This is a genomic window from Nostoc sp. JL34 (genome assembly GCF_017114945.1).
GTDB lineage: Bacteria > Cyanobacteriota > Cyanobacteriia > Cyanobacteriales > Nostocaceae > Nostoc.
This window is the reverse complement of sequence record NZ_JABXKQ010000038.1, coordinates 1-26,380: the sequence shown is the minus strand read 5'-3', so window position 1 is coordinate 26,380 and position 26,380 is coordinate 1. Positions and strand designations below refer to the sequence as shown.

General features: G+C 41.1%; 25 protein-coding genes and 2 pseudogenes. 9 read left to right on the top strand and 18 right to left on the bottom strand.

Annotation, left to right across the window (positions count from 1 at the left end; translation table 11 throughout):
* Positions 1-178: 178 nt before the first annotated feature.
* The 6 genes and pseudogenes from HWQ44_RS06620 to HWQ44_RS06595 all read right to left on the bottom strand — a co-directional run bounded on the left by HWQ44_RS06620 (position 179) and on the right by HWQ44_RS06595 (position 7,055).
* On the bottom strand, positions 179-601 hold the full coding sequence (locus HWQ44_RS06620) for a TerB family tellurite resistance protein (protein WP_292716527.1): 423 nt from the start codon (positions 599-601) through the stop codon (positions 179-181).
* Between the two features lie 57 nt (positions 602-658).
* Positions 659-2,128: a 16S rRNA (cytosine(967)-C(5))-methyltransferase gene (locus HWQ44_RS06615; RefSeq protein ID WP_292716524.1), complete on the bottom strand. Its 1,470-nt coding sequence runs from the start codon at positions 2,126-2,128 to the stop codon at positions 659-661.
* A gap of 62 nt (positions 2,129-2,190) precedes the next feature.
* Positions 2,191-3,642 carry a glycoside hydrolase 100 family protein gene (locus HWQ44_RS06610; RefSeq protein WP_292716533.1) on the bottom strand — a complete coding sequence of 484 codons (1,452 nt, stop codon included), beginning with the start codon at positions 3,640-3,642 and terminating at the stop codon, positions 2,191-2,193.
* A 669-nt stretch (positions 3,643-4,311) separates the two neighbouring features.
* Positions 4,312-4,491 (bottom strand): annotated as a pseudogene (locus tag HWQ44_RS06605) (Uma2 family endonuclease); the annotation flags it as partial.
* 13 nt (positions 4,492-4,504) lie between these two features.
* The gene (locus HWQ44_RS06600; protein WP_292716521.1) at positions 4,505-6,262 is read right to left on the bottom strand and encodes a DnaJ domain-containing protein; all 1,758 of its coding nucleotides are present in this window, start codon (positions 6,260-6,262) and stop codon (positions 4,505-4,507) included.
* Positions 6,246-7,055 carry a hypothetical protein gene (locus HWQ44_RS06595; protein ID WP_292716517.1) on the bottom strand — a complete coding sequence of 270 codons (810 nt, stop codon included), beginning with the start codon at positions 7,053-7,055 and terminating at the stop codon, positions 6,246-6,248. The genes HWQ44_RS06600 and HWQ44_RS06595 overlap by 17 nt, the downstream gene beginning before the upstream one ends.
* Positions 7,056-7,530: 475 nt before the next feature.
* On the opposite strand from HWQ44_RS06595, the gene HWQ44_RS06590 reads away from it, so the two are divergent.
* Positions 7,531-9,216, top strand: a complete 1,686-nt coding sequence (locus HWQ44_RS06590; RefSeq protein WP_292716514.1) for a SulP family inorganic anion transporter — start codon at positions 7,531-7,533, stop codon at positions 9,214-9,216.
* 287 nt (positions 9,217-9,503) lie between these two features.
* Here HWQ44_RS06590 and HWQ44_RS06585 read toward each other — a convergent pair whose 3' ends face one another.
* Complete coding sequence (locus HWQ44_RS06585) at positions 9,504-10,175, bottom strand: pentapeptide repeat-containing protein (RefSeq protein WP_292716511.1); 672 nt, start codon at positions 10,173-10,175, stop codon at positions 9,504-9,506.
* A 133-nt stretch (positions 10,176-10,308) separates the two neighbouring features.
* Here HWQ44_RS06585 and HWQ44_RS06580 point away from each other — a divergent pair, with 133 nt between their 5' ends.
* Positions 10,309-10,446, top strand: coding sequence for a hypothetical protein (locus HWQ44_RS06580; protein ID WP_292716509.1), 138 nt, complete (start codon positions 10,309-10,311; stop codon positions 10,444-10,446).
* Here HWQ44_RS06580 and HWQ44_RS06575 read toward each other — a convergent pair.
* Positions 10,417-11,088: a cadmium resistance transporter gene (locus tag HWQ44_RS06575; RefSeq protein ID WP_292716507.1), complete on the bottom strand. Its 672-nt coding sequence runs from the start codon at positions 11,086-11,088 to the stop codon at positions 10,417-10,419. The genes HWQ44_RS06580 and HWQ44_RS06575 overlap by 30 nt on opposite strands.
* A 576-nt stretch (positions 11,089-11,664) precedes the next feature.
* On the opposite strand from HWQ44_RS06575, the gene HWQ44_RS06570 reads away from it, so the two are divergent.
* Both HWQ44_RS06570 and HWQ44_RS06565 read left to right on the top strand, forming a co-directional pair.
* Positions 11,665-12,132: a Crp/Fnr family transcriptional regulator gene (locus tag HWQ44_RS06570; protein ID WP_292716504.1), complete on the top strand. Its 468-nt coding sequence runs from the start codon at positions 11,665-11,667 to the stop codon at positions 12,130-12,132.
* A 315-nt stretch (positions 12,133-12,447) separates the two neighbouring features.
* Positions 12,448-13,005, top strand: a complete 558-nt coding sequence (locus HWQ44_RS06565; protein ID WP_292716501.1) for a hypothetical protein — start codon at positions 12,448-12,450, stop codon at positions 13,003-13,005.
* Here the strand turns inward: HWQ44_RS06565 and HWQ44_RS06560 are convergent.
* Both HWQ44_RS06560 and HWQ44_RS06555 read right to left on the bottom strand, forming a co-directional pair.
* Positions 13,002-13,535: a hypothetical protein gene (locus tag HWQ44_RS06560; RefSeq protein WP_292716499.1), complete on the bottom strand. Its 534-nt coding sequence runs from the start codon at positions 13,533-13,535 to the stop codon at positions 13,002-13,004. The genes HWQ44_RS06565 and HWQ44_RS06560 overlap by 4 nt on opposite strands.
* A gap of 54 nt (positions 13,536-13,589) precedes the next feature.
* Complete coding sequence (locus HWQ44_RS06555; RefSeq protein ID WP_292716497.1) at positions 13,590-14,201, bottom strand: VTT domain-containing protein; 612 nt, start codon at positions 14,199-14,201, stop codon at positions 13,590-13,592.
* Between the two features lie 149 nt (positions 14,202-14,350).
* Between HWQ44_RS06555 and HWQ44_RS06550 the strand changes: the two genes are divergently transcribed.
* Genes HWQ44_RS06550 through HWQ44_RS06540 form a run of 3 tightly spaced genes read left to right on the top strand, consistent with a single transcriptional unit; the run spans position 14,351 to position 17,190 of the window.
* Entirely contained in the window at positions 14,351-15,133 is a 783-nt protein-coding gene (locus HWQ44_RS06550) for an ABC transporter permease (protein ID WP_292716494.1), read from the top strand.
* 6 nt (positions 15,134-15,139) lie between these two features.
* Positions 15,140-16,453 (top strand): cytochrome P450, encoded by a 1,314-nt coding sequence (locus tag HWQ44_RS06545; RefSeq protein ID WP_292716491.1) that lies wholly within the window; start codon positions 15,140-15,142, stop codon positions 16,451-16,453.
* Positions 16,454-16,461: 8 nt separating this feature from the next.
* The gene (locus tag HWQ44_RS06540; protein WP_292716488.1) at positions 16,462-17,190 is read left to right on the top strand and encodes a hypothetical protein; all 729 of its coding nucleotides are present in this window, start codon (positions 16,462-16,464) and stop codon (positions 17,188-17,190) included.
* On the opposite strand, the gene urtE is transcribed toward HWQ44_RS06540, so the two are convergent.
* The 8 genes from urtE to HWQ44_RS06500 all read right to left on the bottom strand — a co-directional run bounded on the left by urtE (position 17,153) and on the right by HWQ44_RS06500 (position 25,581).
* Positions 17,153-17,851, bottom strand: a complete 699-nt coding sequence (urtE, locus tag HWQ44_RS06535) for an urea ABC transporter ATP-binding subunit UrtE (RefSeq protein ID WP_292716485.1) — start codon at positions 17,849-17,851, stop codon at positions 17,153-17,155. The two genes, HWQ44_RS06540 and urtE, sit on opposite strands and share 38 nt — an antisense overlap.
* A 100-nt stretch (positions 17,852-17,951) precedes the next feature.
* Positions 17,952-18,698, bottom strand: coding sequence for an urea ABC transporter ATP-binding protein UrtD (urtD, locus tag HWQ44_RS06530; protein ID WP_292716482.1), 747 nt, complete (start codon positions 18,696-18,698; stop codon positions 17,952-17,954).
* The gene (gene urtC, locus HWQ44_RS06525) at positions 18,673-19,794 is read right to left on the bottom strand and encodes an urea ABC transporter permease subunit UrtC (protein ID WP_292716479.1); all 1,122 of its coding nucleotides are present in this window, start codon (positions 19,792-19,794) and stop codon (positions 18,673-18,675) included. Before urtC ends, urtD begins: the two co-directional genes overlap by 26 nt.
* A gap of 27 nt (positions 19,795-19,821) precedes the next feature.
* Positions 19,822-20,982 carry a branched-chain amino acid ABC transporter permease gene (locus HWQ44_RS06520; RefSeq protein WP_292716530.1) on the bottom strand — a complete coding sequence of 387 codons (1,161 nt, stop codon included), beginning with the start codon at positions 20,980-20,982 and terminating at the stop codon, positions 19,822-19,824.
* A gap of 199 nt (positions 20,983-21,181) precedes the next feature.
* Complete coding sequence (gene urtA, locus HWQ44_RS06515) at positions 21,182-22,498, bottom strand: urea ABC transporter substrate-binding protein (RefSeq protein WP_292716475.1); 1,317 nt, start codon at positions 22,496-22,498, stop codon at positions 21,182-21,184.
* 547 nt (positions 22,499-23,045) lie between these two features.
* On the bottom strand, positions 23,046-23,396 hold the full coding sequence (locus HWQ44_RS06510) for a nuclear transport factor 2 family protein (RefSeq protein ID WP_292716473.1): 351 nt from the start codon (positions 23,394-23,396) through the stop codon (positions 23,046-23,048).
* Positions 23,397-23,556: 160 nt separating this feature from the next.
* Positions 23,557-24,696 carry an FAD-binding oxidoreductase gene (locus HWQ44_RS06505; protein WP_292716471.1) on the bottom strand — a complete coding sequence of 380 codons (1,140 nt, stop codon included), beginning with the start codon at positions 24,694-24,696 and terminating at the stop codon, positions 23,557-23,559.
* Positions 24,697-25,581 carry a 2-oxoglutarate and iron-dependent oxygenase domain-containing protein gene (locus HWQ44_RS06500; RefSeq protein ID WP_292716469.1) on the bottom strand — a complete coding sequence of 295 codons (885 nt, stop codon included), beginning with the start codon at positions 25,579-25,581 and terminating at the stop codon, positions 24,697-24,699.
* Positions 25,582-25,633: 52 nt separating this feature from the next.
* Here HWQ44_RS06500 and HWQ44_RS06495 point away from each other — a divergent pair, with 52 nt between their 5' ends.
* Both HWQ44_RS06495 and HWQ44_RS06490 read left to right on the top strand, forming a co-directional pair.
* Entirely contained in the window at positions 25,634-26,146 is a 513-nt protein-coding gene (locus HWQ44_RS06495) for a GNAT family N-acetyltransferase (protein ID WP_292716467.1), read from the top strand.
* A pseudogene (locus tag HWQ44_RS06490) lies at positions 26,143-26,325 on the top strand (N-acetyltransferase); the annotation flags it as partial. The gene HWQ44_RS06495 and the pseudogene HWQ44_RS06490, both read left to right, overlap by 4 nt.
* Positions 26,326-26,380 lie beyond the last annotated feature (55 nt).

Sequence of the window (26,380 nt, the reverse complement as noted above, 5' to 3'; positions counted from 1 at the left end):
TCAATAGCTTGGTACAACTCGAAACGCCCCGCAGGTTGGGAAAGCAAAGAACGTCCTGATTTTGTGCCTAAGGTTGAGAAAGAAGAAACTCCGGGTCTGGGTGAACCGAAGTCGTAATTTAGTCATTAGTTATTAGTCATTAGTCATTAGTTATTAGACTATAGACTTTTGACTATGATTAGTTCTGCACTTCAACCCAACGGCGGTAAAGCTTTTGAATTTGTTTGAGAAGCAGAGTGTGAGCGGGTTGAGTTGAGTCATTCTGCTTGGCTATATCCTGCAATTCCGTCAGAAGTCTGGCTTCTTCGACGGCAACTTCACCGTCGCTATAAATTAAGCCACTGATGGCTTCAATCAGATTTTCACAATCTTCAAGGCTGGGGCGATCGCCTAAATACTCCCGCACCCAGTCGTAGCATTCTTTTGGCTGTACAGGAACTAATTCGTACAGCCAAGGCTTAATTTCTGGATCGTTAGCCAAACCTTTTGCTTGAGCTATTTCGCGCAGATATTGCCGTTCTTCTGGCTGGATTCTGCCATCAATCCAGGCTGCTCCAATCAGGATTTTAACTAAGTTTTTCACATTGGAAGGGGTAACCATTGCTGCCTCCTCTGGTAGATTCAGGCCTCCACCAAATCGTACAATCCCAAACAGTATTCACTCGGAATTATTGGTTTTTCTTAAGCGCACCATAAAAAAGCCATCCATGTCCTGTCGATGGGGCCAGACTTTAAACCAACCTTGAGGCGTGCTATGGGCAAAATCAGGTAACTCAACGCCATTGGGTGACTCAATTTGCCAATCAGGTGACTCGGCTAAAAATGCCGAAATTACTTCTTCATTTTCTGCTGGATGCAATGTACAGGTGGCATAAACTAATACACCATCAGGTTTGACAAAAGTGGATGTATGTGTTAGTAATTCTTGTTGCAGCACCGAAAGTTCGCGGACAGATTCTGGTGTCTGTCGCCAACGCGCATCAGCATGACGGTGCATGGTTCCCAAACCAGAACATGGAGCATCGAGCAATACGCGGTCTGCGGTGTTTTGAAATTGCTTGGAGTGGCGGCTGTCGCCAGTGTAAATTTGAATAGATTGTAAATTTAGCCGTTGAGAATTTTCTTGGAGTTTGCGAAGACGAGAAGGAGTGCGATCGCAAGCCCAAATTTTCCCTTTATCTCCCATTAACTCAGCAATGTGGGTTGTTTTCCCCCCTGGTGCAGCACAGGCATCAATTACCACTTCACCTGGTTGGGGGTCGAGCAAATGACCTACCAATTGAGCGCTAGCATCTTGTACAGTCCACCAACCTTCTTTAAAACCAGGTAGTTTTTGAATTGACCCAGTATTACCAATAAATCGTAAAGCTTGGGGTAAATGAGGAATCCGTCTCACCAAAACACCAGCAGATTGCAAAGCCGCCTCAACTTCCTCAATAGAAGTGCGAAGTGGGTTGATGCGTAAGTCAATTGTTGGTGATTGGTTCATCCATTCACACAGTTTTTCTGTGTCGGCCAAACCCAGTTGTTCTAACCAAACTTGAATAATCCAGTCAGGAAAGCTGTGTAAAATACCCAAGCGTTCCACAGGGTTTTCTGGAAGTTCTAACGGATCAAAATGGGGAAGTAACAAAGAATCTTTCTCCTCTGCCCCTCTGCCCCCCTGCCCCTCTGCTCCTCTGCCCCCCTGCTCCTCTGCCCCCCTACTCCTCTGCCCCCCTGCTCCCCTGCCCCCCTGCTCCCCTGCTTTTCTAAGATACTGGCGTAATAAACCGTTAACAAAACCCGTGAGTCCAGAAAAACCGTTTTCTTTAGCGAGTTGGACTGTGGTATTAACAGCAGCTGAGGCGGGAATACGCTCTTGATAACGCAGCTGGTAAAAGCCCAGATGTAAGATGGTGCGGAGGTCTTGTGGTTGTTGATGAGATTTCTTTTTGGCGAATTGATCGATGAGAGTATCAAGAGTGCGCTGCCTTCTGACGCTCCCATAAACCAATTCTGTCACCAAGCGGCGATCGCAATCAGGCAAATTAAATTTTTGCAGCACTCTATCTAGGGCAACATCAGCATAAGCCCCCTTGTGAACATCTCGTAAGGCGATAAAAGCTAGTTGACGGGGGTTTGTCATGGAAACTTGATTCAGGAGGCTTTTGTATTCTAACTCCCAACTCCCAACTCCCAACTTTTCTCTCAAGTCATATATGGGTCTACACTAGCAATTTCAAACTCACACGCTCTAGAAACCTGTTCTGCTGGTAATTTTCCAAAGCTAATTAATGATAAATAAGTGTGGTTTGCCATCAGTTCTTTTGCTAATAAGAACCCAGTAATTGTCCAAGTTTGATATTTCCTAGCTTGTTTCCCAATCAGTCGCCCTTTTTTACCGTCGTAATACTCTGGCCATTCATCTGTACTGAGGCGTCCTTGGGCAGTTTCAATAGCCTTTTGTGCAAGACTTGTTCTATTAGTTTTCACCGCCGCCGCCGCTAACATCCACATTAAAACTGGCCAACTACCAGCATTATGATATGACCAGGGTATATTTTTGGGGTCACATCCAGTTACAATTCTGTATTCTTCATGTTCCAAAGCTGGGAAACAAATTTTCATCGGCATATCTCCCACCAAGTCATCCCATCGTTCCTCAATGAGAGTCATAATTGCTTGTGACTGTTCTTCAGTGGCTAAGTCTGAAATGATTGCTATTAAGTTTCCGAGTGAAAAGAAGCGAGTATCTAGCTGCGACGGCCCGACATTACCTGCTAGATAACCACCTTTTTTTGGTAGCCACTTGTCCAATTCATAATAAGGAACAGAATCTACATATATGTTGAACAGATTAACAGCAGCTTTGCCATATTCTTCACTTTTGAAGCGATAAATTGCATTCAGGCGATTAATATCTATCCAATAATGCTGGCGAATATGAGCGCATAAAAGAGGTAAACGGTTATCAATGGCTTCAACAATATCAGAATTACCTTGGCAAATTAGCAGTTCACGAGATGCACGCAATGCCGTGTAAAAAAGAACTTGCAATTCTAGAGGATGCCCATAAATGCCCATACGACGGTCAATCATACAAGCGCCATCTGGAACCAACAGCGTTGGGTACATATCAAAACGATTCGCCAAGCAGATTTCCATGATTAACCTGATACCATTTTGGAATTCAGGTTGATAGGCTAGAGAAAAATCTTCTGTGGCGACTACATAAGCACGCAACAAAATAATCCACCATAGACAAGAATCTACAGGTGTAACTCTAGCGATCGCATGTTCGCCAAAGTCTGCTTCTAAATATTCATGCCCATTTTCTGATACCACTTTAAAGCTAGCTGGTATTAATCCACGTCCTGGCTTATAGGCATCTAATGCCTTTTCTTTAGGCTGTAACTTTAAGGTTTCTTCTAAGAAATTACGAACAATATCTGTTCTACCTTTGATTAGAAAAATTAGAGCAGAAGAAACAAAATCCCGAACAAAGCACTGATCGTAATTGAGCGCCTCTACAGAGGCATCATAAGCGGCTACTGTTCCAACAGGGCGTCCCTGATAGTAGAGAATTGATTTTTCTAGTGCTAGCCACGCTTCTTCCACTTCTTTGAAATTTTCAGTAGTTTCCAATTCGTTTAGGTGCATCGCCAGAATAACTCCATAAGGATTGTGAATTTGTGGTAGATGCGTCTTCATTTATTATTTTTGCTATTCTCAGCATAACAAAAACGATTCTTTGAATAGCAAATATAATTTGGAGGAAAATTCATCAACTAACAATGAATAAATCTGCTGACATTTATGCAACTTTATTGTTAGTCAATTTGCTTATAATCTATTACTTTTTTGGTGAATCATAGTTGTTGTTTCACCGCAAGTAGTAACATGATTCCTCAAAACAGTCACACAAGATATATTTTTAGATTATTTATTGTTCCGTTGTATGCTCGGAATCTTTGCTTTACCAAACAAAAACATATCTTCAGTGCTGTTTATGGTTTGTGTGAAGTTAAAACTGGTTACAGTATACTTACTTGAGCAGGATTAGTTTTTGACACTAGGAAGTCAGATTATTCCCCTATAAGATAATAATCTATAACGTTTTGTCAAAATATGCAATATGAGCCCTCGAAAATTTTAATATGTCAATACTTCTCAAGGGTTAAATATCTTACCCTGCTGACAGATGACAGGGGGCGTTTATGGGAGTATTAGCCAAAAATAACGAAGAGTGCTGAGTCGAAAGACCGCGCACAAGGGACGGCGTATGTATCAAGTACATAAGTACTGAGTATTAGCAAACAAGTATATTCATTACTGTTCTCCCAAAGCAGCCTTTAACACTCGTTCAGCAGTCAAATTTAGCTCTCTTAAAGTTGGCGATTGAATTCGGTCATTACCACGAAACTGAGTTACTTGGTACTCGCCTTCTACTAATCTGTAAACTGATATTGTCAGTTGTTTGGGATTGCCGATAAACCGTTTTCCACTAGATAAACTGCTAACTTCATATTACCTGCTGCTGGAATTCTTTATAAGCTTGATTAATTGCTTGCATTGAGGCTTTTGCGATCGCAGAATTATTAATATCAGGATGATACAATCTTGCTAATCGATGGTAGGCAAGTTTAACGACATTGGGGCGATCGCTCTGATTTACGCCCAAGACTTCCCACCATTCCCCAGATAATTCAGAGTCGAGAGTAAATTGACTCCAAATCTTGATGCTTCCGCCATTAGCGCCACTTACCAGCGTTTTCCCATCAGGGCTGAAAGCAACCGAATTACACCCAGAAAGATTTTGTAGTAGTTCCCCAGTGTGGAGGTTCCAAAGTTTTATTTTACCGTCTCTGCTGACACTGGCAAGGGTTTTTCCATCAGGGCTAATAGCAACAGACAAAACCGCCCCTGTGTGTCCAGTCAGAGTAGAAAGTAATTCTCCAGTTTGGAGATTCCACAACTTAATTGTGGTGTCTGTGCTACCACTAATAAGAGTTTGACTGTTAAAACTGATAGCAACTGTATTCACTGCACCCAAATGTTCACTGAGAATGTAGCGCTGTTGCCAAGTTTTGCTATCCCAAACTCTAATAGTTTGATCCGCGCTACCACTTGCAAGAATTTTACCATCGGGACTGATGGTGACAGACAAAACTGCATCTGAGTGTCCATTCAAAGTGCGTTTTACTGTTCCCGTGTAGCGTCCCCAAATTCTAATTGTCTTATCGGCAGCACCACTAGCAAGAATTGTTCCATCAGGACTGTAGGCTACTGAGTTAACAAAACCATTATGACTATAACTAGAGTTTAAATAAAAGAATGTGCGGAGAAATTTTTTTGTGTCTATTTGCCAACTGCTGATTTTACGATCGACACTACCACTTGCAATCTGCTGTCCATCAGGACTGATAGCAACTGATAAAACTGCTTCTGCTTGTCCAGAGAATGTATAAAGCCATTTTCCGGTTTTCAAGTTCCACAAATTAACTTGTCTGTCATCACTGCCACTGATTAAGGTAGTACCATCAGGACTGATTGCGATCGCATTAACTGCCGCTAAGTGACTCTTGAGTGTGCGTACACATCTCCAAGTTTCAGGTAGCTGGGTTGTTGGAGATATTTTTTCTGGTTCAATATTGGGAATAGAAGCTTTAGGCGTAGCAAATTCTGATTTTTTCTTGAATTTAGCCTTAAGCGCTTGTAACTCATGCTCGATTTCCAAAACAGCAAATTTTTGGTTGAGATCCTCACCAGATAAAAATGCTTCTAATTCCATCAATGCATCTAATTCCATCACTGCTTCGGAATAGTAGCCCATCTGCAAAACTTTCTCTTCCATCCGCTCAAAAAGCTGTGCTGGAGTTTCGCTAATTCCCGATTCGTCTAACAGTTTGGCAATACCATAGGCGGCGAGTCCGACTACTGCACCAATTCCTGCCATCGGTACTGCACCAATCCCAAATGCCAGCCCTACTTTCGGTGCAACTAAACCCATACCACCGACGACGCTATAAACACCAGCACCACTGACTGCACCAATTCCCATTGTAGCGATCGCAGCAGCATCTCCTTCTACTATGGCTTTAAAAGCGCCATAAGCAGCTACACCAGCCACAGCGCCAGCACCGACTACAGGAGTTGCACCAATGCCAACTGCACCAAATCCGCCTGCTAGCCCCATCCCGCCTACTGTTGCGGAAACACCAACACCTGCGAGGGTTCCGCCTGCAATAAATGCTGCACCTGTTTTAGAATTCTGTGTCATTGCCTAATGTTTTCTTGAAATTTTCTAGATTCATCAGATTTTGTCTGAGTACAGCTACTATTGCTTGCTGCTGTTGAAGCTGAGTTAGAAAAATAAGCACAATTTTATTTTGAACTTTTTTATTAACTACAGCTTGAAGGGCTAAATCATCATCATTGTTTTTCAAAGCGTCCTGAACTTTTTCGTTCCAGTATTTAGTTTCTTTCTGGGCGTTTTCAAAATCTTTCTCAATACTTTCTTGATTAGTAACAGCACTTTTTACAGCTTCTTGCGTCTCATGAATAGCCTCTGATAAAAGTACTTTGCTGTCGTTTTTAGCTTTAGTTTGCTCTTGAGGTTTAGGTGGTAGCAATAATGCTTCTTTCATCTGCTGTAATTCATCATCAACCCATACATCAGTATCTTCATGTTCAAACTTAATGAATGTCGGTGAAAACTCACTGTTACTAGGCTTGCTACTTAATACTTCATTCTGTGCTTCTGAAACCTTTTTCTCCCAAGATTTCAAACTACTTTTAATTGCGTCTACTTGTGGCTGTTGCTCCCCTACAAATTTTTTTAGTCTACTAGCAATTGCTTGGTATCGTTCCTTTTGGAATTTTGCTTGACTAATTAAATCCTGATTACTTCCTTGCACAGCAAGTTGATATTCTTGTTCCCATTTTTCAGCTTCGGCTTGAGCTTTCGCATAGTCTCGTTGAGCAATTTCTTGGGCTACTCTAGAGTGGCTTGCTCCTTCGCGTAACTTTCGTAGCGCATCCTGTGATAATTGATTTTGGTCGTAAAGTCCCATAAGTTTATCTGAGTAGCCTGATTACCCAGAGCGTAGACTAATTAATACTATTGCGTCCTCGTAAAAATTACTTAAGCCTTGATTTTTGCTTTTAATGCTACTTCAGGAAAGTCTCAGTACAATATTTAATTAATTCTTAGCGAAATAAATTAGGCAAAACTCTGCGTTACTTTGCGTTTATTTTGAGTCCCTCTACGTTTAAAAACATGATGATTTTACGCACTCATTATTAAATAAGCGGATCGCTATAACTACATATCAATAAGCTTGTTGTACTCGCCATCTTTGCATACACACACTATACCCCTTATGTCAAGAAAGCCTCCACTTTTATTAATCAGCAAATAGGCGAACTTGAACCAAAACCCATACGCAATCGGGAAATTATCAACAACCCTGATGAAATCTACCGAAAAGATGGAATAACATTTGTGTGTGCTTCAACAAATTGTGTACAAAAGTTGAAAATGACGATATGGCAACATCTAATATCCTCAAAGAACCTCTGCTTTTGCGTCTGAGTCGCTTGTTTGGTGGACTGCGTGGCGATTTGACGGGAGGACTAACAGCAGCGGTGGTAGCATTGCCTTTGGCTTTAGCCTTTGCAGTAGCGAGTGGTGTAGAACCAAAGGCAGGACTTTACACCGCGATTGTGGCGGGAATTGTCGCCGCAATTTTTGGTGGTTCGTCAGTACAGATTACAGGGCCAACAGGTGCAATGGCTGTGGTTTTGGTGGGAATTGTCGCCAAGTACGGACTTGAGAAAGTTTGGATTGCTGGGGTGATGGCTGGAATTATCCAGATTGCCTTGGGGGTTGCCAAACTTGGACAGTTAGTAAAGTTTATTCCTTATCCGGTGACGGCAGGTTTTACTAATGGTATTGCCGTGATTATTTTTTGTGGTCAGTTAAATAATTTCTTTGGTTTAAAATTACCACGTAGCGAGCATTTTTTGCCGGGACTTTGGCAAAGTCTAACTCATATAGAAGCTCTAAACTGGGCAGCAGTTGCCTTAGCAGTTGTGGTGATCGCAACTAATCTTTTATGGCCCAGAATCAATACGACAATACCAGGTTCTTTAGTGGGACTGGTGTTAGCAACTGTGATCGCTTCTTCTTTTCATCTAAATGTACCAACAATTGGCACGATTCCTCAATCTTTACCGATGCCCCAAGGTATTCCTCACTGGAATGATTTTAGTGTGATTCGAGAACTAATTAACCCAGCTTTGGCTTTAGCTGCACTGGGAAGTATTGAATCCTTGCTATCGGCGGTGGTGGCTGATGGGATGACAGTCAGCGAGAAACATAATAGCGATCGCGAATTAATTGGTCAAGGTTTGGCTAATATGATTGTGCCATTTTTTGGAGGTATCCCTGCCACTGGTGCGATCGCTCGAACTGCTGTAAATGTCCGTTCTGGCGGCAAAACCCGACTATCTGGGGTAATTCACGGTCTTGCTTTAGCCATCATCGTTTTAACTTTAGCACCCCTAGCAGCACAGATTCCTTTAGCGGCACTTGCTGGGATTTTAATGGTTGTTAGCCTGCGAATGGTTGAGTGGAAAGCCATTGGTTTATTGATGCGTGCTACCTACTCCGACTTTGCGGTGATGATTCTCACCTGGCTAGTGACAATCTTGTTTGACTTAGTTCTCGCTGTCGAAGTGGGATTGATTGCAGCCGGAGCCTTGTTCATTAAACGGATGAGTGATTTAAGTTTAGTTAAAATACCTGAAACCGAAGTATTTCCCCCTGGTACTCCTTTGGAATTAGGTAAGGAAATTGCCGTTTATCGGGTAGATGGCCCTGTATTTTTTGGTGCTGCTGAACGGTTTGCTACTTTCCTCCGCGATGAACCAGAAGTAAAGTATTTAATTCTGCGGTTGCGGTTTGTGCCAAATATGGACACAACTGGATTAGTAGCTTTAGAGGATATTTATCATGACTTGGAACGGCACAATTGCCGATTAATTCTTACAGGTTTACAACCCGAAGTTCAACAACTACTGGAACGTACAGGATTGTTAAATACAATTGGATTATCAAATTGTTTTGAAACAACCACAGACGCGATTTGCTCTATCTCTCCTCAGATTGCATGTTCTCAACCTGTAGCGGCTGATTTGAAAACAAAAGAATTGATGGAATTAATTGACTAACAATATTTTGCCATTTGAGGATGTTTGAACAGTCGCAAAGTATACTATAAAGCCCTCTCGAAACCTCTTTTTCAGAGACAAAGAGGCTTTGATGTTACCAAAAATACTTTTTAAACATCCTCTCTATTTCTTTTCTCTCTGTGTTCTCTGCGTCTCTGTGGTAGCCTGCGGCAAGCCTCTTTGCATCTACGTTTATTAGGAATTACGAATTAGTTAAAGCCTGTATTCATTGCTGAATCAGGCTTTTGGTATTTTTTATTAAATTTGCACCGACAACTTCAGTTTAATTACTGAATAGCGAATCCTTCAGGTCTGATTGCATCTTCCAAATCAACGCCCATCAGATTAGCCCCCTGGATGTTTGCATTTGTCAGATTTGTATTTTCCAAGTCTGCGTTTTGGAGGTTAGCCATTTGCAGATTAGCTCCCAGGAAGTTAGCTTTTTCTAGGTCTGCATCAAGTAGGTTTGCCCCTAAAAGGTTTGCTCCCAAAAGGTTTACCTTGCCTAAATCTGCTCCTTGAAAGTTAGCCCCTTGTAAGTTTGTTTGCTGTAAGTTAGCTCTTTCTAAATCTGCATTTTGTAAGTTAGCACCCTGCAAGTTTGCCGCTTGCAGGTTTGCATCCTTTAGCATTGCCCCAGTCAGATTACACCCAACACATTCATTGGTTTGTAATAAATGTCTAACGTTTGTTGCTACAGACACTATTGGCGATACGATCGGTGATATGACTGGTGCTGTCACAGGCTCCATTGGCAATACAACTGGAGATATGACTGGTGCTGTTACAGGCTCCATTGGTGATTTAACTGGAGCTAGTTCAGATTTCGTAGGTACGGATGGAGCTAGTGTTTGTGCTTTAGCGCTGGGCTGGACAAGTAGAGTAAATCCGGCTACAACGACCAGAAATACTGCTTTTACGAGCCACTGAGTTAATTTTTTAGAATTTGATTGATTCATTAGTTCCTTCATATTACGCTTCCTAGTGGTGGGCTTGCTTTTATAAGAGCCATCAATAATGTGCTTTATTTTTACTTTAGATAACTTGATTGATAAGAGCAAATATTATTTTTGTTCAGATTGATAAATTCAAGTGATTAAAAATCTTTTTGGATGGGAAACGATCGCTGATTTGTTTGCTTACATCATCAAGAATTGCGATCGCGTGGAGCATCCACTGGAGGGGGCGATCGCCTCATACTTAGTTCCCAAGCATTGCCAGACTAGGTAAAAGTCGATATGTTTCACTTTTAATCAAGATAGAGAGTCCCAAGTAAATCAAGACAAAGGGGAAGATTTTCCGACCATAACGAGTTAAAACGGGAGTCATGAGAGGATTACGAGTCAGGTTGTAAGAGAGTAAGCACCACGCCCCAACAGTAAAATAGCAAACACACAGAATTACACCCAAACTTGGAAGATTGCTACTGGCAAACAATGGTACATAAATTCCAATGTTGTTTCCTCCATTGGCAATGGTGACAGCGGAAACACGGTAGGTTTGCGGATCGCGGATAGTTGCTAATAGTGATTTCTTCTGGCGTCCAGATTTTACAGGAGTTAAGTCAACTGACACAGCTTGCACTGTCTCTTCTTGTTCTTCTCGACTAATGAAATTACTGATACCAATGGCGATGGGAAGCAAACCCAGCAAACCAATCCACGTGCTGGGAATAATCATACCGCCGAAGAAACCAGGGAGACTAGCACATACTAAGGCTGTGAAGCCCAGAAATTCACCGAGAACAATATGCTTAGGACGAAAGCTGCGATTGACTTTTCCGAAGAAAGCTGTCAAATATAAGTTGTCGTCAAAGGTGGTTGCAAAAGCGACAGAGATTCCAATAATTAATGTACTAATTAACCAAGTCATAATTGTTGCTCACGATAATTCAATGCTGTTTGTTTTAGTCCTTCTCTGCTTCTGGCAATGAGGGCAGTTCAGGAAATTTTGTCACTGCTTTACGTAACGACAACCGGTCGGGGTTCGTTTCTAATCAGCTAATTTCCCAATTTTTAGATTTTTTAGAGGCATCGCCTCCAATCAAATTGGTGATTTATTTCTCAGCAAGGTACCTTGGGAGCTCATGCAGTCAATATTATGGCTTTCAACCAAATAAGATCAAATACTCTTGTTTCTTAAAAGGATAAATAAAAATGATTGATACATTGACCATTTGTTTTGGGGTTTCTAAGTGACAAAACTACTTGCTTCTAAACCCCATAGAGAAAAGTAGCAGTTCGTCATACCTAATACTGAGTTAGTATCTGAAAAGTTTAAGAGCGTAGTTTACCGCCGTAGGCATCGCTCCTATTGCAGAGAACCCTTGACAGATGCTAAAGCCTGGAATATTCTTGGCAGCTAGCATTCAACATCGGTTAATATGACTAATCGCCCTCTGACTTCAGTCTTGAGATGTTCAGTAATGTTTAATTTTAATTTGTAATTATGCTAACCAGTGTTGACCGTTTATTATTTGTCCGGCGAGTCCCGATTTTTAAGGAATTGCGGGATGATTTTATTGTGCGGCTCACTTCAGTGATGAACGAATTGTCATTCCCAGCTAATTACACCATCTTTCGACAGGGAGAAGAAGGGCGATCGCTCTATATTGTTGTGTCAGGTCGAGTTAAAGTTCACATTGGGAATAAACAGTTGGCAGAGGTGGAACAGGGAAAATATTTTGGTGAGATGGCAGTATTTGATACTCAACCTCGTTCCGCCACCGCTACGACTCTGGAACCTTGTGAATTTTTAGAACTGACGCAAGAGCAACTTTATGATGCGATCGAAGAAACTCCCGAAATTGCGGTAAATATCATTCGTGAGTTATCCCGTTTGATTCGCAGATTGAATGATGATATGAGTGTAACTAATTCCCCACGGACAAATCCGGGAGTTTTTAGCAGAGAGTGAGAAATAGCCGTTTGGTTCCTGTGCAGATTCTAAGCAAATCTGAAAGGAATTTCTTTACCCAGTCGTCAGTCTCCACTAAGGGAACTCCAAGAAATAAATTATTCAATTTTGTGGGGTGGGCAACATGAGCGCCCTATTTACTGGGCGGGCGAGACGCCCACCCTACAATAGTTAATTGGATATTTTTTTATCTGGAAGTCCCTAAAGTGGCGGGTGATGGTGCATCCGAGCGATCGCTTCATCTGTTAAATGCGTAATTTGATACTCAAACTGGGTATTACAAATAAGTACTTTAGATGAAATAGGTTTTCAAAGATGATTTTAAGCTTCAGAAATACTAGTGCTGTGTGTGCCGTATTTTTATTAGTCAGTGTTAGCGGCTTTTACAAGTCAGTCATCGCCACTGTAAACAACCAGTCCCAACTCATAGCACAGCAGAGTAAAATCCAGCTAAACCCAGTTTTTAAATCTATTTTGCCTAAATTAAAACAAAAGACTCAAATTAAGATTTTATTGCCGAAGTTTATTCCTGAATCAGATGGGGAAAATCCAATTTACGCAACTATAGAAGCAGCTACGCCAAAAAAGTATGATATTTTACTGGGTTTCACTCCCGACTGTTATGGTGCTTCTGCCTGTCGTTTGGGCGTGGTTTCTGCTGAAGCCGTAACCCGCAAAACGCCGCGCCTGACTGGTAAACCTGTATCCTTAGCTAAGGGCATTACTGGCTATTTTGTAGATTTTACTTGTGGTGCTGGTTGCTCAGATGCTACCTTGACTTGGAGACAACAGGGTGTGCAATATGTTTTTGGGTTGAAAGCAGGCGATCGCACTTCTTTGGTAAAAATGGCTAATTCTGCGATTAATCCCTAGCTAACGTCAGAGTTGGATTTTACTTCCCAGCGAAACAGCCGTGGTAATTGAGACACATCTATGGCGTAGTTCACAATCCACATTACTAATTCAAAAACCAACAAATATCGTACCCACTGCAACTCACTTTTAGAATCCAAAAGTGTCAAACCCTCATACAACTGCCAAAAGCGGTAAGGCAGGTAGATATAAGGAACCATCACCCACACGACATTTTGCAACTGCCTAAGCGTCACTCTCTCAGAGATAATTTGCAACCCTAATACGATAAAATACCAAGCAAGCACAGTTAACACACTGCGATCGCCCCACCATACACCCCACAATAGCATGACCACTAACGGCGGCACTACTGCTAGAAATTGCACTGAGCCAAACCAGATTTTATACCAACTGGGAAATGGTAAAGGTAGAGTATAAGGTTTTGCGTCTTTCCACCCCCAGTTCACAACTACAATAAAAAGTGTGGCAATTAGGAAAAAGAGGAGATTTTCTAGGAATAGGTAGAGGTTGATGTTTAAGGAAGTCACGTTGCTGCGCTCCAAATTCAAAATTCAAAATTCCCATAAATTACGAAAAACATTTCAACTTTTCTTTTCTCTATTTTCTTGTATGACATGAATAATCGATGGCACTAAAGAAACAACTATAATTAATCCAATAATCGGTAACAAATACTTATCTACCTGTTCAGGTGGCAGAGATTTTCCTAAGAAAAATCCTAAAAAGGTGATTCCGAATGTCCACAAAAATCCACCGATTAAGTTGTAAGACATAAATGTTCGATAATGCATCGCACCAAGTCCAGCCACAATCGGCGCAAAGGTGCGAATAATCGGTGTAAATCTCGCCAAAACTAGCGTTTTCTTGCCATGTTTATGATAAAAATCCTGGGTTTTTACCAAGTGTTTTTTATGAAACAACCATGAATCTTCTTTCTGAAATAATTTTCTGCCAAATCTGTGTCCTGTAGCGTAGCCAACATTATCACCAAGGACTGCACAAACAAAAGCACCAAAAATCAGAACCCAAATGTTAAACCCTGAGTTTGGAAGAGATGCGAGAAATCCAGCAGTAAATAGCAAACTATCTCCTGGCAGAAAAAAACCAATTAGCAAGCCAGATTCAGCAAAAACAATTGCCCATACCCCAAAGTAGCCAATTTTTGTAATTAGGTCTGGTAAATTCAAATGCATAAAATCTTTTACTTTTCAACAATAGATCCACAACATCTTAACGTTCAGCAATTTTCCTGAATAAAAAGTAATATTAAATTTACGTAAAGTTCTTGTGTAATCTTGGGAAATGTAATGACAGGTGGCAGGTTTTGAGTTAAGGGTGCAAGATGCAAAGATATTTGAAAGTACTAAGACTATTTTGGAGTACTGCGATCGCAGCAGAGTTGGAATATCGAATTAATTTTTTCATAGCTACCCTCAGCAGCTTGGGAAATCTTGTCGGCAGCCTCTTTGGACTATTCTTGTTTTACCGCACTGGCTACACTTTTAGTGGCTGGACATGGGAAGCAGCTTTAATCGTTCTAGGAATTTTTACCTTACTCCAAGGATTTTCTGCTACTTTTCTGGCGTCGAACTTGAATCGCATTGTTCGCCATGTCCAGGAAGGCACTTTGGACTTTATATTATTAAAACCTATCCGCAGTCAGTTTTGGCTTTCCACCCATACCCTTTCACCCTGGGGACTGCCGGATCTAATTTTTGGTAGTATTATCATTGGCTATGCAGGTAAACGCCTTGGTGTAGGGATAGATGAATATTTACTTGGTGTGCTGCCGTTATTATTCAGCTTGGTGATTTTGTACAGCCTGTGGTTTATGTTGGGAGCGACGAGTATCTGGTTTGTCAAAATATACAACGCTACCGAAGTACTGCGTGGTTTGTTGGAAGCTGGACGATATCCCATCGCTGCATATCCCACTGCTTACCGCTTTTTCTTCACTTTTGTGATGCCAGTAGCTTTTTTAACTACTGTACCAGCCCAAGTGCTATTGGGCCGGAGTGAAATTAGCTGGTTGATAGGTGCGGCAATATTGGCAGTAGTGCTGTTTTTCGCTTCTACTTGGTTTTGGCGATTTGCGTTGCGGTTTTATACTAGTGCTTCGAGTTAGAGAGATATGAAAAGTAATCAAATTCCTCCTGGAAGTTTTGGTATACCTGTATTAGGTGAAACACTCTCCTTTATTTTTGAGCGCGATTTTGCCAAAAAGCGCTATTGCCAGTATGGGCCTATCTTCAAAACTCATCTTCTTGGCAGACCAACTGTGGTGATGACAGGGCCGGAAGCAATAGAGTTCGTTTTGTCAAGCCAAATGGAGAATTTTTCTTGGCGCGAGGGATGGCCTGATAATTTCAAGACATTACTGGGTGAATCACTTTTTCTGCAAGATGGAGAGGAACACCGCAGAAACCGCCGCTTGATGATGCCGGCGTTGCATGGGCCAGCATTGGCGAATTATGTCTCCACAATGGAAGAGATTACGCGTGGCTATCTCCAAAAGTGGGAGAAAAAACAGGAGTTTACTTGGTTTCCAGAATTTAAACAGTTGACATTTGATATTGCTAGTCAATTGTTGTTGGGTACGCGTCCTGGCCCTGAATGTGTGCGCCTCAGCCAGTTGTTTACAACCTTGACGAATGGGCTGTTTGCTATTAACCCGTTGTCTTTACCATTTACTACATTTGGTAAAGCTATAACCGCGCGTAATCAGATTTTGGAGCATCTAACTCAAGTTGTCAGAGAACGTCAGCAAAACCCAACTCAAGATACCATCAGCTTGTTAATCAAAGCTAGAGATGAAGATGGTAATAGCCTCAGTGAAAAAGAAATTATTGCCCAAGCAGTGCTGTTACTCTTCGCTGGACATGAAACGACTACTTCGATGCTGACTTGGTTGTGTGTAGAGTTAGCGCGTCATCCAGAAGTACTCGAAAGAGCCAGAGTTGAACAATTGCAACTTGCAAGTAAAGGTGACTTAGATTTAGAACAATTGGGGAAAATGTCCTATTTAGAACAGGTTCTATGGGAAGTTGAAAGAATGTATCAACCTGTTGGCGGTGGGTTTCGTGGTGTAATTAAAGACTTTGAGTTTAAAGGTTATCACGTTCCTGCTGGTTGGCAGTTATACTACTCAATTGGAGTTACTCACCGAATTGAAGAAATTTATTCTGAACCAGACCTTTTTCAACCAGACCGTTTCAGTCCTCAACGGCAAGAACACAAAAAATATCCTTTTAGTTTAGTTGGTTTTGGCGGTGGGCCACGCATTTGTATTGGTCTAGCCTTTGCCAAAATGGAAATGAAGATTATTGCTGCTCATCTTCTACGTAGTTATGATTGGGAGATATTACCCAATCAAAGTTTAGAGGTAGTTGCGGTTCCCACTAATCGCCCTAAAGATGGGTTGCGGGTTAGATTTCAACCTCGGTAAAATGTTTTATGGCATCTCAAATAGACGTACATTTACCTAATGAAGTTTTACAACGCTGGCAAAATATGAAAGATTTTGTGGGCGGAAGCGTTAACTCTCTAAGTAACTCAGCACAACAAGCTGGGGAGTCTTTAAATACAAGAACTGATAGAGCAATTGATAGAGTTACGACAAGTTTAGAACAAACTTGGCAAACGGCGGAGCAATTTAAGAGTACAACATCGGGAGCGGTAAAAGGTGCGATCGCATCTTCTACAAGTGATTGGCTGACACAACACCCAATATTGTTTCGGTTAGTTCAAATACTAAGTTGGGGAGCTAATCACCCAATTATTAGTATAATAATTTTGCTGTTTGCACTTGCTCTACTTTGGAGCATCATCAAAGCAATTGTCCGCTTGATTGAAACAGCTAGTTGGTCAATACTCAAAGTTCCGTTAAAATTACTTCAGGCTTTGATTAAAGTTAGTTTTCAATCCTTAACTAAAGTTGGCAGTTTGACTGTTCAAAGAATCACAGGTGCTAAAAAAACTGATAATCTGCCAGTTTTACTCCCTGAAAATTTTCAACAAAGTAAACAACAGCGATTAATAGAAATTTCTAGTCGCTTAGAAGCAATTCAAAAGGAACAAAATGAGCTTTTACAAGAAGCCGCAGACTTGATTGCTGCGGACACAATTGATATAGAAATCTCAAAAATTAAACAGCTAAAAAGCGCTGAATCACATCTTGGCTGAGTTCGGCTGTGGAACCAGAGGCGACAATACCACCTTTTTGCATCGCGTAATAGTAATCCGCCTGACGAACAAAGTGTAAATGTTGCTCTACTAATAAAACCGAAATGCCTGTGGTTGCGACGATGCGACGGACTGCGGCTTCAATTTCTAGAATGATGGAGGGTTGAATACCTTCGGTGGGTTCATCCAAGACGAGTAGTTGAGGTTCTCCCATTAAAGCACGGGCGATCGCTAATTGTTGCTGTTGTCCCCCACTCAAATCACCACCCATTCGCGAAAGCATGGTCTTTAACACCGGGAATAAGCTAAAAATTTCTTCTGGAATTTCTGCTTTTTTGACTGGTTTCTTTCTAGCTTCTAACCCCAACAGTAGATTTTCTTTGACTGTCAACCGGGGAATAATTTCTCGTCCTTGGGGGACATAACCAATTCCCAATTTTGCTCTTTGGTCGGGAGATTTGGAGTTGATTAATTCTTCAGCTAAGTTAATCGTACCGCTGCGGGGTTTGAGTAAACCCATGATGGTTTTGAGTAGGGTGGTTTTTCCTACGCCATTGCGTCCAATTAGGCAGACCATTTGACCGGATGGTACGGTTAAATCTACATTACGGAGTATGTGACTTTCGCCGTAGTAAACGTTGAGATTAGAGATTTTTAGCATTAGCTTACGTAGAGGCGCACAGGCGCTGAGAGAAAGAATTGAGTTTTTATCGCGTCTCTTGGCTTAACCGAACCGTATTGCCTAATCCTCAGTCCCCAGTTCATTCTTCTTGTTTTCCCAAGTAAACCTCAATCACGCGAGAGTCATTTTGTACTTCTTCAAAATTTCCTTCACACAGCACCGAACCTTCATGTAATACTGTGACTTTCCGGGCAATTTGACGCACGAATTCCATATCATGTTCAATGACTAAAATTGAATGACTTTGTGCTAGTGCTAAAAGTAATTCGCCAATATTGTAGGTTTCTTCATCTGTTAAACCCGCAACAGGTTCATCAACGAGTAATAAGTCAGGTGATTGTGCTACTAACATCCCAATTTCTAAACGTTGCTTTTCTCCGTGAGAAAGTAAAGCTGCTCTGATGTCAGCTTTCGCCGTTAAACCGATGGTTTCTAATAATCCTTTAATATTATTTTTTTCCACAGTATTAGAATATTCAAACAAAGTAGAAAAGACATTTTTCTTCTTGTTACTGGTAATTTCTAAATTTTCACGGGGCGTTAAGTTTAAGTAAATTCGAGGTGTTTGAAACTTGCGCCCAATTCCCAATCGGGCAATTTTATATTCAGGTAAAGAACGCAAGTTTCTTCCTTTGAATAAAACTCGCCCCACGGTTGGTTGCACTTTCCCCGTAATTACATCCAGAAATGTTGTCTTTCCCGCGCCATTGGGGCCAATTACTACTCGTAATTCACCCACATCCATACTAAAGTTAAGCTGGTTTAAAGCTTTAAAACCGTCAAAACTAACAGTTACATTTTCAGTTTCCAATATTTTCGCGTTCATGTTGCACTTCCGGGTCTTCTTCCAAGGTGGGATATGTAGCAATTTCTTGACGACGATGGAAAAGAGAAATATTCTGACTACGCAAGCATCCCACGATGCCGTCAGGAAGGACTGTGACGACTATTAAAAATAGTGCGCCTTGGAAAAATAGCCAGATTTCGGCAAATTGTTCGCTTAAAAAAGTCCGGGCATAATTGACTAACAAAGTTCCGACAATCGCGCCAATTAAAGTAGCGCGTCCGCCTACTGCTACCCAAATCACCATTTCAATGGAAAAGGCAATATCCATTGCTCTGGGTGAGACAGAACCACTTTGAATGGTGTAAAATGCTCCTGCTATGCCTGCGATCGCACCTGAAACTGCAAACACCAACACCTTAAAATCTGTAGGGTCGTAGCCAGAAAATCTTACCCGACTTTCATCATCCCGAATCGCTATCAACAACCTCCCAAAGCGTCCAGTTGTCAACCAGCGACAAATACCGTAGGTGGCTGCGAGAAATATTACCGTCAGCGTGTAGAAAATAAACTGTGTTTTGGCATCGCTGACAGTTGCCCCAAACAAAGTTGTAAAATCTATCAGTCCGTTCGTGCCGTTGAAAAATTGTTGTTGACCATTAAAAAAGTTGAAAAATACAATAGTTCCGGCTTGAGTCAAGATAGAAAAATAAACTCCCTTGAGACGATTTCGGAAAACTAAATATCCCAATAATCCCGCCAATAACCCTGGAATTAGTACCACCAAAGCTATTGTCAAAGGAAACGAATAAAAAGGTTGCCAAAAGGCGGGAAGTTCTGTAACCCCATAAAGCCCCATGAAATCAGGCAATTCTCCAGTAGGGACTTGGAGTTTTAGGTACATTGCGATCGCATATCCACCCAAACCGAAGAAAATACCATGTCCCAAACTCAATAAACCAGTATAACCCCAAATCAAATCAATACCCAAAGCTGCGATCGCCAGTGACAAAAATCGCCCCAACAAATTCAGACGAAACTCCGACAGCACCACTGGCATAATGATGATGAGGAAGAGTGCGATCGCAACTACTACCCCAACTTCGATTAAAATTAATCTTCCCCCCTTCTTTTTCATTCTCTGCTTCCTCTGCGTCTTGGCGGTTTAAACATCAACAGTACGTCCCTTCTGCGGAAAAATCCCCCCAGGCTTCCACTGTAAAAACACAATAATCAGCGCAAATACCATTACTTTGGCCATACTTGTCGTGGCAAAAAAAGTAAACAAATCTGCCAAAGGTTTAATAGGAGTCAACAACGAAGCTAAAGTACCAGAACCAATTAAAAAATTAGCCGTACCAATACCCAACGCCGCCACAATCGTCCCGGCTAAATTGCCCACACCTCCAACGACAACCACCATAAAAGTATCAATAATATAGTTTTGTCCGGTATTTGGCCCTACAGAACCAAGCAAACTAATCGCACATCCCGCCACACCAGCTAAACCAGAACCCAGTGCAAAAGTAATCGCGTCCACCTTTTGAGTTGGGATACCCAAACAAGCACTCATACTTCGATTTTGCGTCACAGCCCGAATTCTTAAACCCCAGCTAGAACGTTGTAAAAATAAATAAATTCCTGCCACACAGATTATTGTTAAAGCAATAATAAATAATCTGGCAAAGGGCAATTGCACACCACCTAAAGATATCCCCGCTTGTAACCAAGTCGGTGCTGTTACATCTACATTTTGAGCGCCAAACCAAGGTTGAGTCACTGCTAACTGATAAGTTTGGCTCAATAAATTGCCAGTTGTGATTGTCACCCCCAGCGATAATAAAAATATCACCGCCACAATCCAGTTACGAACCCTTCCCAAATCTGTGTGGGAATTTAAAATCCATAAACCTCCAAAAAACAGCAGAGAAAATAAGCCTAGACCAATTATCAATACCCAATTTACACTGCGGACAAACTGTTGAAAAATTAAACTTACTCCCCAAGTTGCCAATAGAGTTTCTAATGGGCGTCCATAGAGATAACGAATCACGCCTTTTTCTAGAATTAATCCCACAGCAGCCGTGAATATAAATGCAATAATCAAAGCCAAAAATATATAAACTTCAAACCACACCCCACCCAATTGTTTGCAAACATTTTGCACAACATAAGTTGTATAAGCGCCGAACATCATCAATTCACCATGTGCCATATTGATGACGCCCATCAATCCAAATATAATGGCTAGTCCCAACGCGGCAATCAATAATACCGCGCCAATACTAATACCATTAAATACAGCTTCTAAAAATCCTGCTAACACTTGTTTCCTCACATACTAATTCGTAATTAGATATAGAGTGTGTTACGGCACAAGTCACTAAATATAGTGACAATAAACATTTTTCTCGTAAAGCACCGAGATAAATGGTGCATTGCACTTCGCCATAACACACCCTAGAAAGTTAAGATTGACTAATTCGTAATTGGTAATTAATTACGAATTACCAATTACGAATTATTTAGGTTTTCTTGTACTTACCACCCTTCGCAGGGTCACTCCAATCACAAGCAAATCCCTTAGTTTCTTTCACAAATTGATTCCAAGGAACTGGCTCAACTGCTGTTGGAGTAGCATAGACAATATCAAATAAACCATCTTGTCTAACTTGACCAATCCGCACAATTTTGGATATGTGATGATTGGCATCCATTGTCACTTTACCTTCAGGCGCATCTAAAGTTTGACCATAAGCCGCAGCGCTTACCTTAGCTATATCTGTAGTACCAGCTTTTTGGACTGCTTGTTTCCACAAATAAACTGCAATGTATGCTGCTTCCATTGGGTCATTTGTCACCCGATTTTCACCGTATTCTTTTTTGAAAGCTGCTACAAACTTCTTATTCGCAGGTGTGTCTACTGTTTGGAAATAGTTCCAAGCTGCGTAGTGACCTTTGAGATACTCTACACCAATTGCTTTCACTTCTTCTTCGGCAATACTTACAGACATGGAGGGATATTTATCTGGTGTCAATCCAGCCCCTTTTAATTGTTTGAAGAAAGCAACGTTGCTATCACCATTTAAGGTGTTGTAAATCACGCCACCATTGGGTAAATTTTGCTTAATTTTAGTGATAATTGGTGTAACTTCTGTGTTACCGAGAGGTAAATAATCCTCACCAACTGTTTTTCCGCCTAAAGCTTCTAGTTGAGCTTTAATGATGGTATTAGCTGTCCGGGGAAAAACGTAGTCAGAGCCAACTAAGAAGAATTCTTTGCCCTTATTTTTTAACAGCCAATCAACAGATGGTTCAATTTGTTGATTTGGCGCAGCACCAGTGTAGAAAATATTTTTAGAACACTCTTGACCTTCGTATTGCACAGGATACCAGAGCATGTGGTTTTTGCTCTCGAATACTGGCTTAACATTCTTGCGGCTAGCAGAAGTCCAACAACCAAAGACTACAGCGACTTTATCTTGATCGATTAGCTTGGTTGCCTTTTCTCTAAAAGTATCCCAGTTAGAAGCACCATCTTCGGTAATTGCTTCAATTTGTTTACCTAAAACACCACCAGCAGCGTTAATTTCTTTGATTGCTAACTTTTCAGCATCAACAACGCTTTTTTCACTAATAGACATCGTACCACTCAGAGAGTGCAAAATACCTACTTTGATGGTGTCACCAGTAGTCGCCGCCGCTGGTGAAGCCGTAGGAGTCACGGCTGGACTCTGTGTAGCAGTTGGAGAATTATTCGCGCAAGCCTTCAAAAAAAAGCTGCTTCCAAAAGTTAAAGAACCGTAGATTATAAACTTGCGTCGGTTAAATTGTCTTCTCATCTTTTTATGAATTTTCCTGTTGATGAATCAGCCAACTTATAGAAAGCTGACAATATCAATCTTTAAAGTGTGATATTAGTGCGATAGTTTACTAGTAAAAAGTGACGCCTTATACAAAAAAGTTTGTTTTTGTAATAAAAAACAAACTTTTTAAGATTAAGCTTTGTGAACTTTATAAAGATTCTCATATCTATGCAATACGTTATGGAAGAACAAAACCTTTCTCTTCCACGAACGTCTTTGATTCTAGACAGTTAAAAACTGCTAAGTATCTAGGCATAAATAAATTTAAAGTTTGTAGTCAGGACTTTAGTCCTAATAATTCTTGCTCTGAACGATGAATCGCTCACTACAAACTACGAGTTTATTTTATATTTAATTATGTCTACCTACTTATCTCTTTTCAAAAGTCTGGTATGTGCTGAACAGATAGCTGGTTAAGACAACAATAGTTTTAATCAACGACTGCTATTATTCAGATATTCCTGGTTCAATCTGTGCCCCAAGCTGAAGAACCCGTCCAAGGTCGTCAGCATTTCGCCAGGTTTCAATTATCTTGCCGTCGGCAATATAATGAATGAATGAATGTAGCAGTGAAAGTCTGTTGACGGCCGCGACTTGGTATGCCAAGAAAACTCTCCTGGATGCAGGTATTAGTCGCACGTATAACAACTTTATCACCTTCAGCGATTACGTCTTCAATTGTCCATTTCTGCTGGATAGCCCCAAATGAACCAAAGAGTTTGCGTACTCCTTCAGGGCCAAGGGGAAGTCCTGGTAAACCACCGTGCATTTTCCAAGTCGGGGCGGTTATCTCGCAAATTTCTTCGATTTTATGCTCGCTAATAAGTTCCATCCACCGTTGAGCAATGATTTTGTTGTCCTCAATGGAAGACATTGCTGCTGTTCCTCTACTGAAAATTAGGCGAACTCTAATTGTTTATTTAGACAGACAAGATGCACTATTGTCAATTAACTAAGTTTGAGATTGAATTAAAATCAGTGCAGCGCTTAATGTGCCAGCATCAGTAATATTTGTGTTTTTCACTGCGGGGCCTTTAGATTAGCATTTGTGTAATAATTTCATCTTCCTGGCCAGTTGCAAAATTAGCAAAACGCTTTGCCAAAGGTGGTATAAGTACTAGGGGATTGCTAAACCCAGAGAAAACATGAACGCCTTCCAATCCTGGGATAGCACCAATTAAGGGGAGTTGATTGCTACTAAATGCCACTAAGCAGTGATACCAAGTCCCTGGTAGATTCTCCAATGCTGGTAAAATTTGACCAACACTTCTTCGCAACCATTGTTCGCTTACATCTGAGTTTACCTTGGCATGAGGATCTGCGATCGCACGACTAATCTGCCCAATGCGGATACTACCATCTTGAAACTGAATTGCACCCACATCTAAAATCGCTGGTACTAACTCATTACCAAGTTCATCCCATAATTCATCAACTTGAGTAGATTCGGCTTCTAGTTGAAACCGTTGCTGATTCGCTGGCATAACTAAGGTGCGTAACCTGACATCAACAGGTGGGATTTCAATGATTTCTGCGTGGGTGAAATACAGCTTGATGGAAACACCAGCAGATTTGAGAAGTTGGCGGCTGAGTCCACCTGCACAAACGACAACGTTAGCGCTGTGGAAAGTTGCAGTGGTAGTTTGGACACCATCTTGCAATACTTGCAATACTTGGGTAATCTGCATTTCACCCCCAGCCCGCTTAAAAGCTTGGATGTAAGCTTGTGCTGTTTTTTCTGGGTGAATATGACCGTGTTTGACAGTTAAAGCCCCAGATATCGCCTCTCGATTTAGCTGCGGTTCCAACTCACAAGCTTCTTGAATACTGAGTAAACGGGGTGGAATGGCAAAATCGTTATATGATGCCGCAGTTGCTTCTGGGTCGTTATAAGCTGAAATAGTCAGTAATAAATCTAATTCCCGAAATTGAATATCAGCGTCTAACTCTTGAGATAGGATATGGTAACGTGCGATCGCTTCTTCGCACAATAGCCGAGTTAGTGGTGTGCTACCCGACCAATAGGCAAGCCCACCATAACTATAGCGAGTTGCATTCTGTGGTCTGCTGTGTTGCTCCAACAAGAGTACAGAAAAGCCTGTTTTAGCAAGTTCATAGGCGAGTGCAGCACCCGTAATTCCACCGCCAACCACAATCCAGTCGTAGGTTTTCATCTAATATGTTGCTTGTAAACGTTGTAAAAGATATTCTCCCGCAAGGATAGGGGGATAGATGGGTGATTGTTCTTTCTGGCAACTTTCCAAACAAGCAATTTCTGTATGATCGTTAGGATGACAGAAAAAAGCGATAGAATACCGGGACTGATTCACCCTATTATCACTAGGAATTATCACTCGATGCTTGGTTGAGCAAAATAGATGATTTGTCCAGCGTTGCATTAAATCGCCAGTATTGACTATTACAGTATCAGGAATTGCAGGTGCGGCAATCCACTCTCTAGATGTTGTCTGTACTTCTAACCCGCCAATGTCATCTTGGAAAAGTAAGGTAATACTGCCATAATCGGAATGCTCACCAGCCCGCACTTGTCCGGCTTTCGGTGGTGTCTGCAATGGCGGATAGTGTAATAGTCGCAAGGTATGATTTTGTTGATTGTGCCTTGTTGTAAAATAATTTTCTGGCAATTCCAACGCCAACGCAAATGCTTGTAATATCGTGTTGGCAAGTTCTGTGCAGCTATCATAAAAGGTGACAATAGAAGCATCTATCTTTATAGCTACTTGTTTATTGATATTCAACGCCTCTTTCAAGTCGCCTGGTTTATTGGGGTTAAGACGTTCTCTCTCAATTCCAACGTAACCCGTGTTACTAAGCTCATCACTCCAAGCTTGCTTTTGCTTAACTTCTAAAGGTAAATTGAAGAAGGATTTGCTGTGAGTGAATACTTGATTTATGAGGTTTTTTGATATTCCCGAATTTTCCAAGTGCATGAAACCAATTTCATGACAAGCTTGATAAATTTGTTTCACAACAGCTTGCCGAGTTGTTGCGTTTCCATTGGTGAAGGCAGTTAAATCAATTACTGGAATGATGACCATTGATATTTGTAAATGTTTAATTTTGTTTAATTATTTAGCGGAGGCATAAACTTTGCTTAAAATTATTCAGATAGAAACTGATGAACATAAATCTCATATACAGGAACTGTTTTGGGAATATTTTAACGAGACGAAGTTGATATTCAGCGATCAATTCGGCATTAATTTAGATGTTAATACATTCTTTGAGCAATATATGACTCAAATTCATGAATATCTACCCCCTTCAGGATGCTTTTTTCTGGGACAATACGAGGCAAAAATAGCCGGTTGCGCTTGCTTGCGAAAGATTGATGAAGATATTGGCGAATTAAAAAGGATGTATGTAAAACCAGAATTTCGCAAAAAAGGAATCGGTCGGTCTTTATTAGAAGCTATCATCAATCAAGCTGGCTACATTGGCTACTCAAGAATACGTTTAGACAGCACTCCTTTTGCAAAGGAAGCACAGGCACTTTATCGTGTATTTGGCTTTGACGATATTGAACCATATTTGGAAAAAACAGAGATTCCTTTAGAACATCGAGCAAACTGGATTTTTATGGAATTAGTTTTGAAATCATGAATATTCGTTGTGAAACTTTGACGGACTACCCAATAATAGCTGAGGTGAATACATTAGCCTTTGGACAAGAAAAAGAGGCTAAACTTGTGGAGAAAATTCGCCGTTCTGACCGCTATATTCCAGAACTTTCACTAGTTGCAGAGGTTGAAAATGTTGTAGTCGGTCATATTTTATTTAGCTAAGTAGGTGGGCGGAAAAATTTACAGCTATGTAACGAAAAGTTAAGTAGTAGAA

Excerpts from the sequence above, each read along its gene's own strand:
- HWQ44_RS06555 (WP_292716497.1), bottom strand. The coding sequence starts at position 14,201 with ATGCATTTGAATTTACCAGACCTAATTACAAAAATTGGCTACTTTGGG.
- HWQ44_RS06565 (WP_292716501.1), top strand. The coding sequence starts at position 12,448 with ATGATTTTAAGCTTCAGAAATACTAGTGCTGTGTGTGCCGTATTTTTA.
- HWQ44_RS06570 (WP_292716504.1), top strand. The coding sequence starts at position 11,665 with ATGCTAACCAGTGTTGACCGTTTATTATTTGTCCGGCGAGTCCCGATT.
- HWQ44_RS06600 (WP_292716521.1), bottom strand. The coding sequence starts at position 6,262 with ATGACACAGAATTCTAAAACAGGTGCAGCATTTATTGCAGGCGGAACC.
- HWQ44_RS06575 (WP_292716507.1), bottom strand. The coding sequence starts at position 11,088 with ATGACTTGGTTAATTAGTACATTAATTATTGGAATCTCTGTCGCTTTT.
- HWQ44_RS06510 (WP_292716473.1), bottom strand. The coding sequence starts at position 23,396 with ATGTCTTCCATTGAGGACAACAAAATCATTGCTCAACGGTGGATGGAA.
- urtD (WP_292716482.1), bottom strand. The coding sequence starts at position 18,698 with ATGAACGCGAAAATATTGGAAACTGAAAATGTAACTGTTAGTTTTGAC.
- HWQ44_RS06505 (WP_292716471.1), bottom strand. The coding sequence starts at position 24,696 with ATGAAAACCTACGACTGGATTGTGGTTGGCGGTGGAATTACGGGTGCT.
- HWQ44_RS06615 (WP_292716524.1), bottom strand. The coding sequence starts at position 2,128 with ATGACAAACCCCCGTCAACTAGCTTTTATCGCCTTACGAGATGTTCAC.
- urtA (WP_292716475.1), bottom strand. The coding sequence starts at position 22,498 with ATGAGAAGACAATTTAACCGACGCAAGTTTATAATCTACGGTTCTTTA.
- HWQ44_RS06595 (WP_292716517.1), bottom strand. The coding sequence starts at position 7,055 with ATGGGACTTTACGACCAAAATCAATTATCACAGGATGCGCTACGAAAG.
- urtE (WP_292716485.1), bottom strand. The coding sequence starts at position 17,851 with ATGCTAAAAATCTCTAATCTCAACGTTTACTACGGCGAAAGTCACATA.
- HWQ44_RS06540 (WP_292716488.1), top strand. The coding sequence starts at position 16,462 with ATGGCATCTCAAATAGACGTACATTTACCTAATGAAGTTTTACAACGC.
- urtC (WP_292716479.1), bottom strand. The coding sequence starts at position 19,794 with ATGAAAAAGAAGGGGGGAAGATTAATTTTAATCGAAGTTGGGGTAGTA.
- HWQ44_RS06610 (WP_292716533.1), bottom strand. The coding sequence starts at position 3,642 with ATGCACCTAAACGAATTGGAAACTACTGAAAATTTCAAAGAAGTGGAA.
- HWQ44_RS06545 (WP_292716491.1), top strand. The coding sequence starts at position 15,140 with ATGAAAAGTAATCAAATTCCTCCTGGAAGTTTTGGTATACCTGTATTA.
- HWQ44_RS06620 (WP_292716527.1), bottom strand. The coding sequence starts at position 601 with ATGGTTACCCCTTCCAATGTGAAAAACTTAGTTAAAATCCTGATTGGA.
- HWQ44_RS06585 (WP_292716511.1), bottom strand. The coding sequence starts at position 10,175 with ATGAATCAATCAAATTCTAAAAAATTAACTCAGTGGCTCGTAAAAGCA.
- HWQ44_RS06590 (WP_292716514.1), top strand. The coding sequence starts at position 7,531 with ATGGCAACATCTAATATCCTCAAAGAACCTCTGCTTTTGCGTCTGAGT.
- HWQ44_RS06550 (WP_292716494.1), top strand. The coding sequence starts at position 14,351 with ATGCAAAGATATTTGAAAGTACTAAGACTATTTTGGAGTACTGCGATC.
- HWQ44_RS06500 (WP_292716469.1), bottom strand. The coding sequence starts at position 25,581 with ATGGTCATCATTCCAGTAATTGATTTAACTGCCTTCACCAATGGAAAC.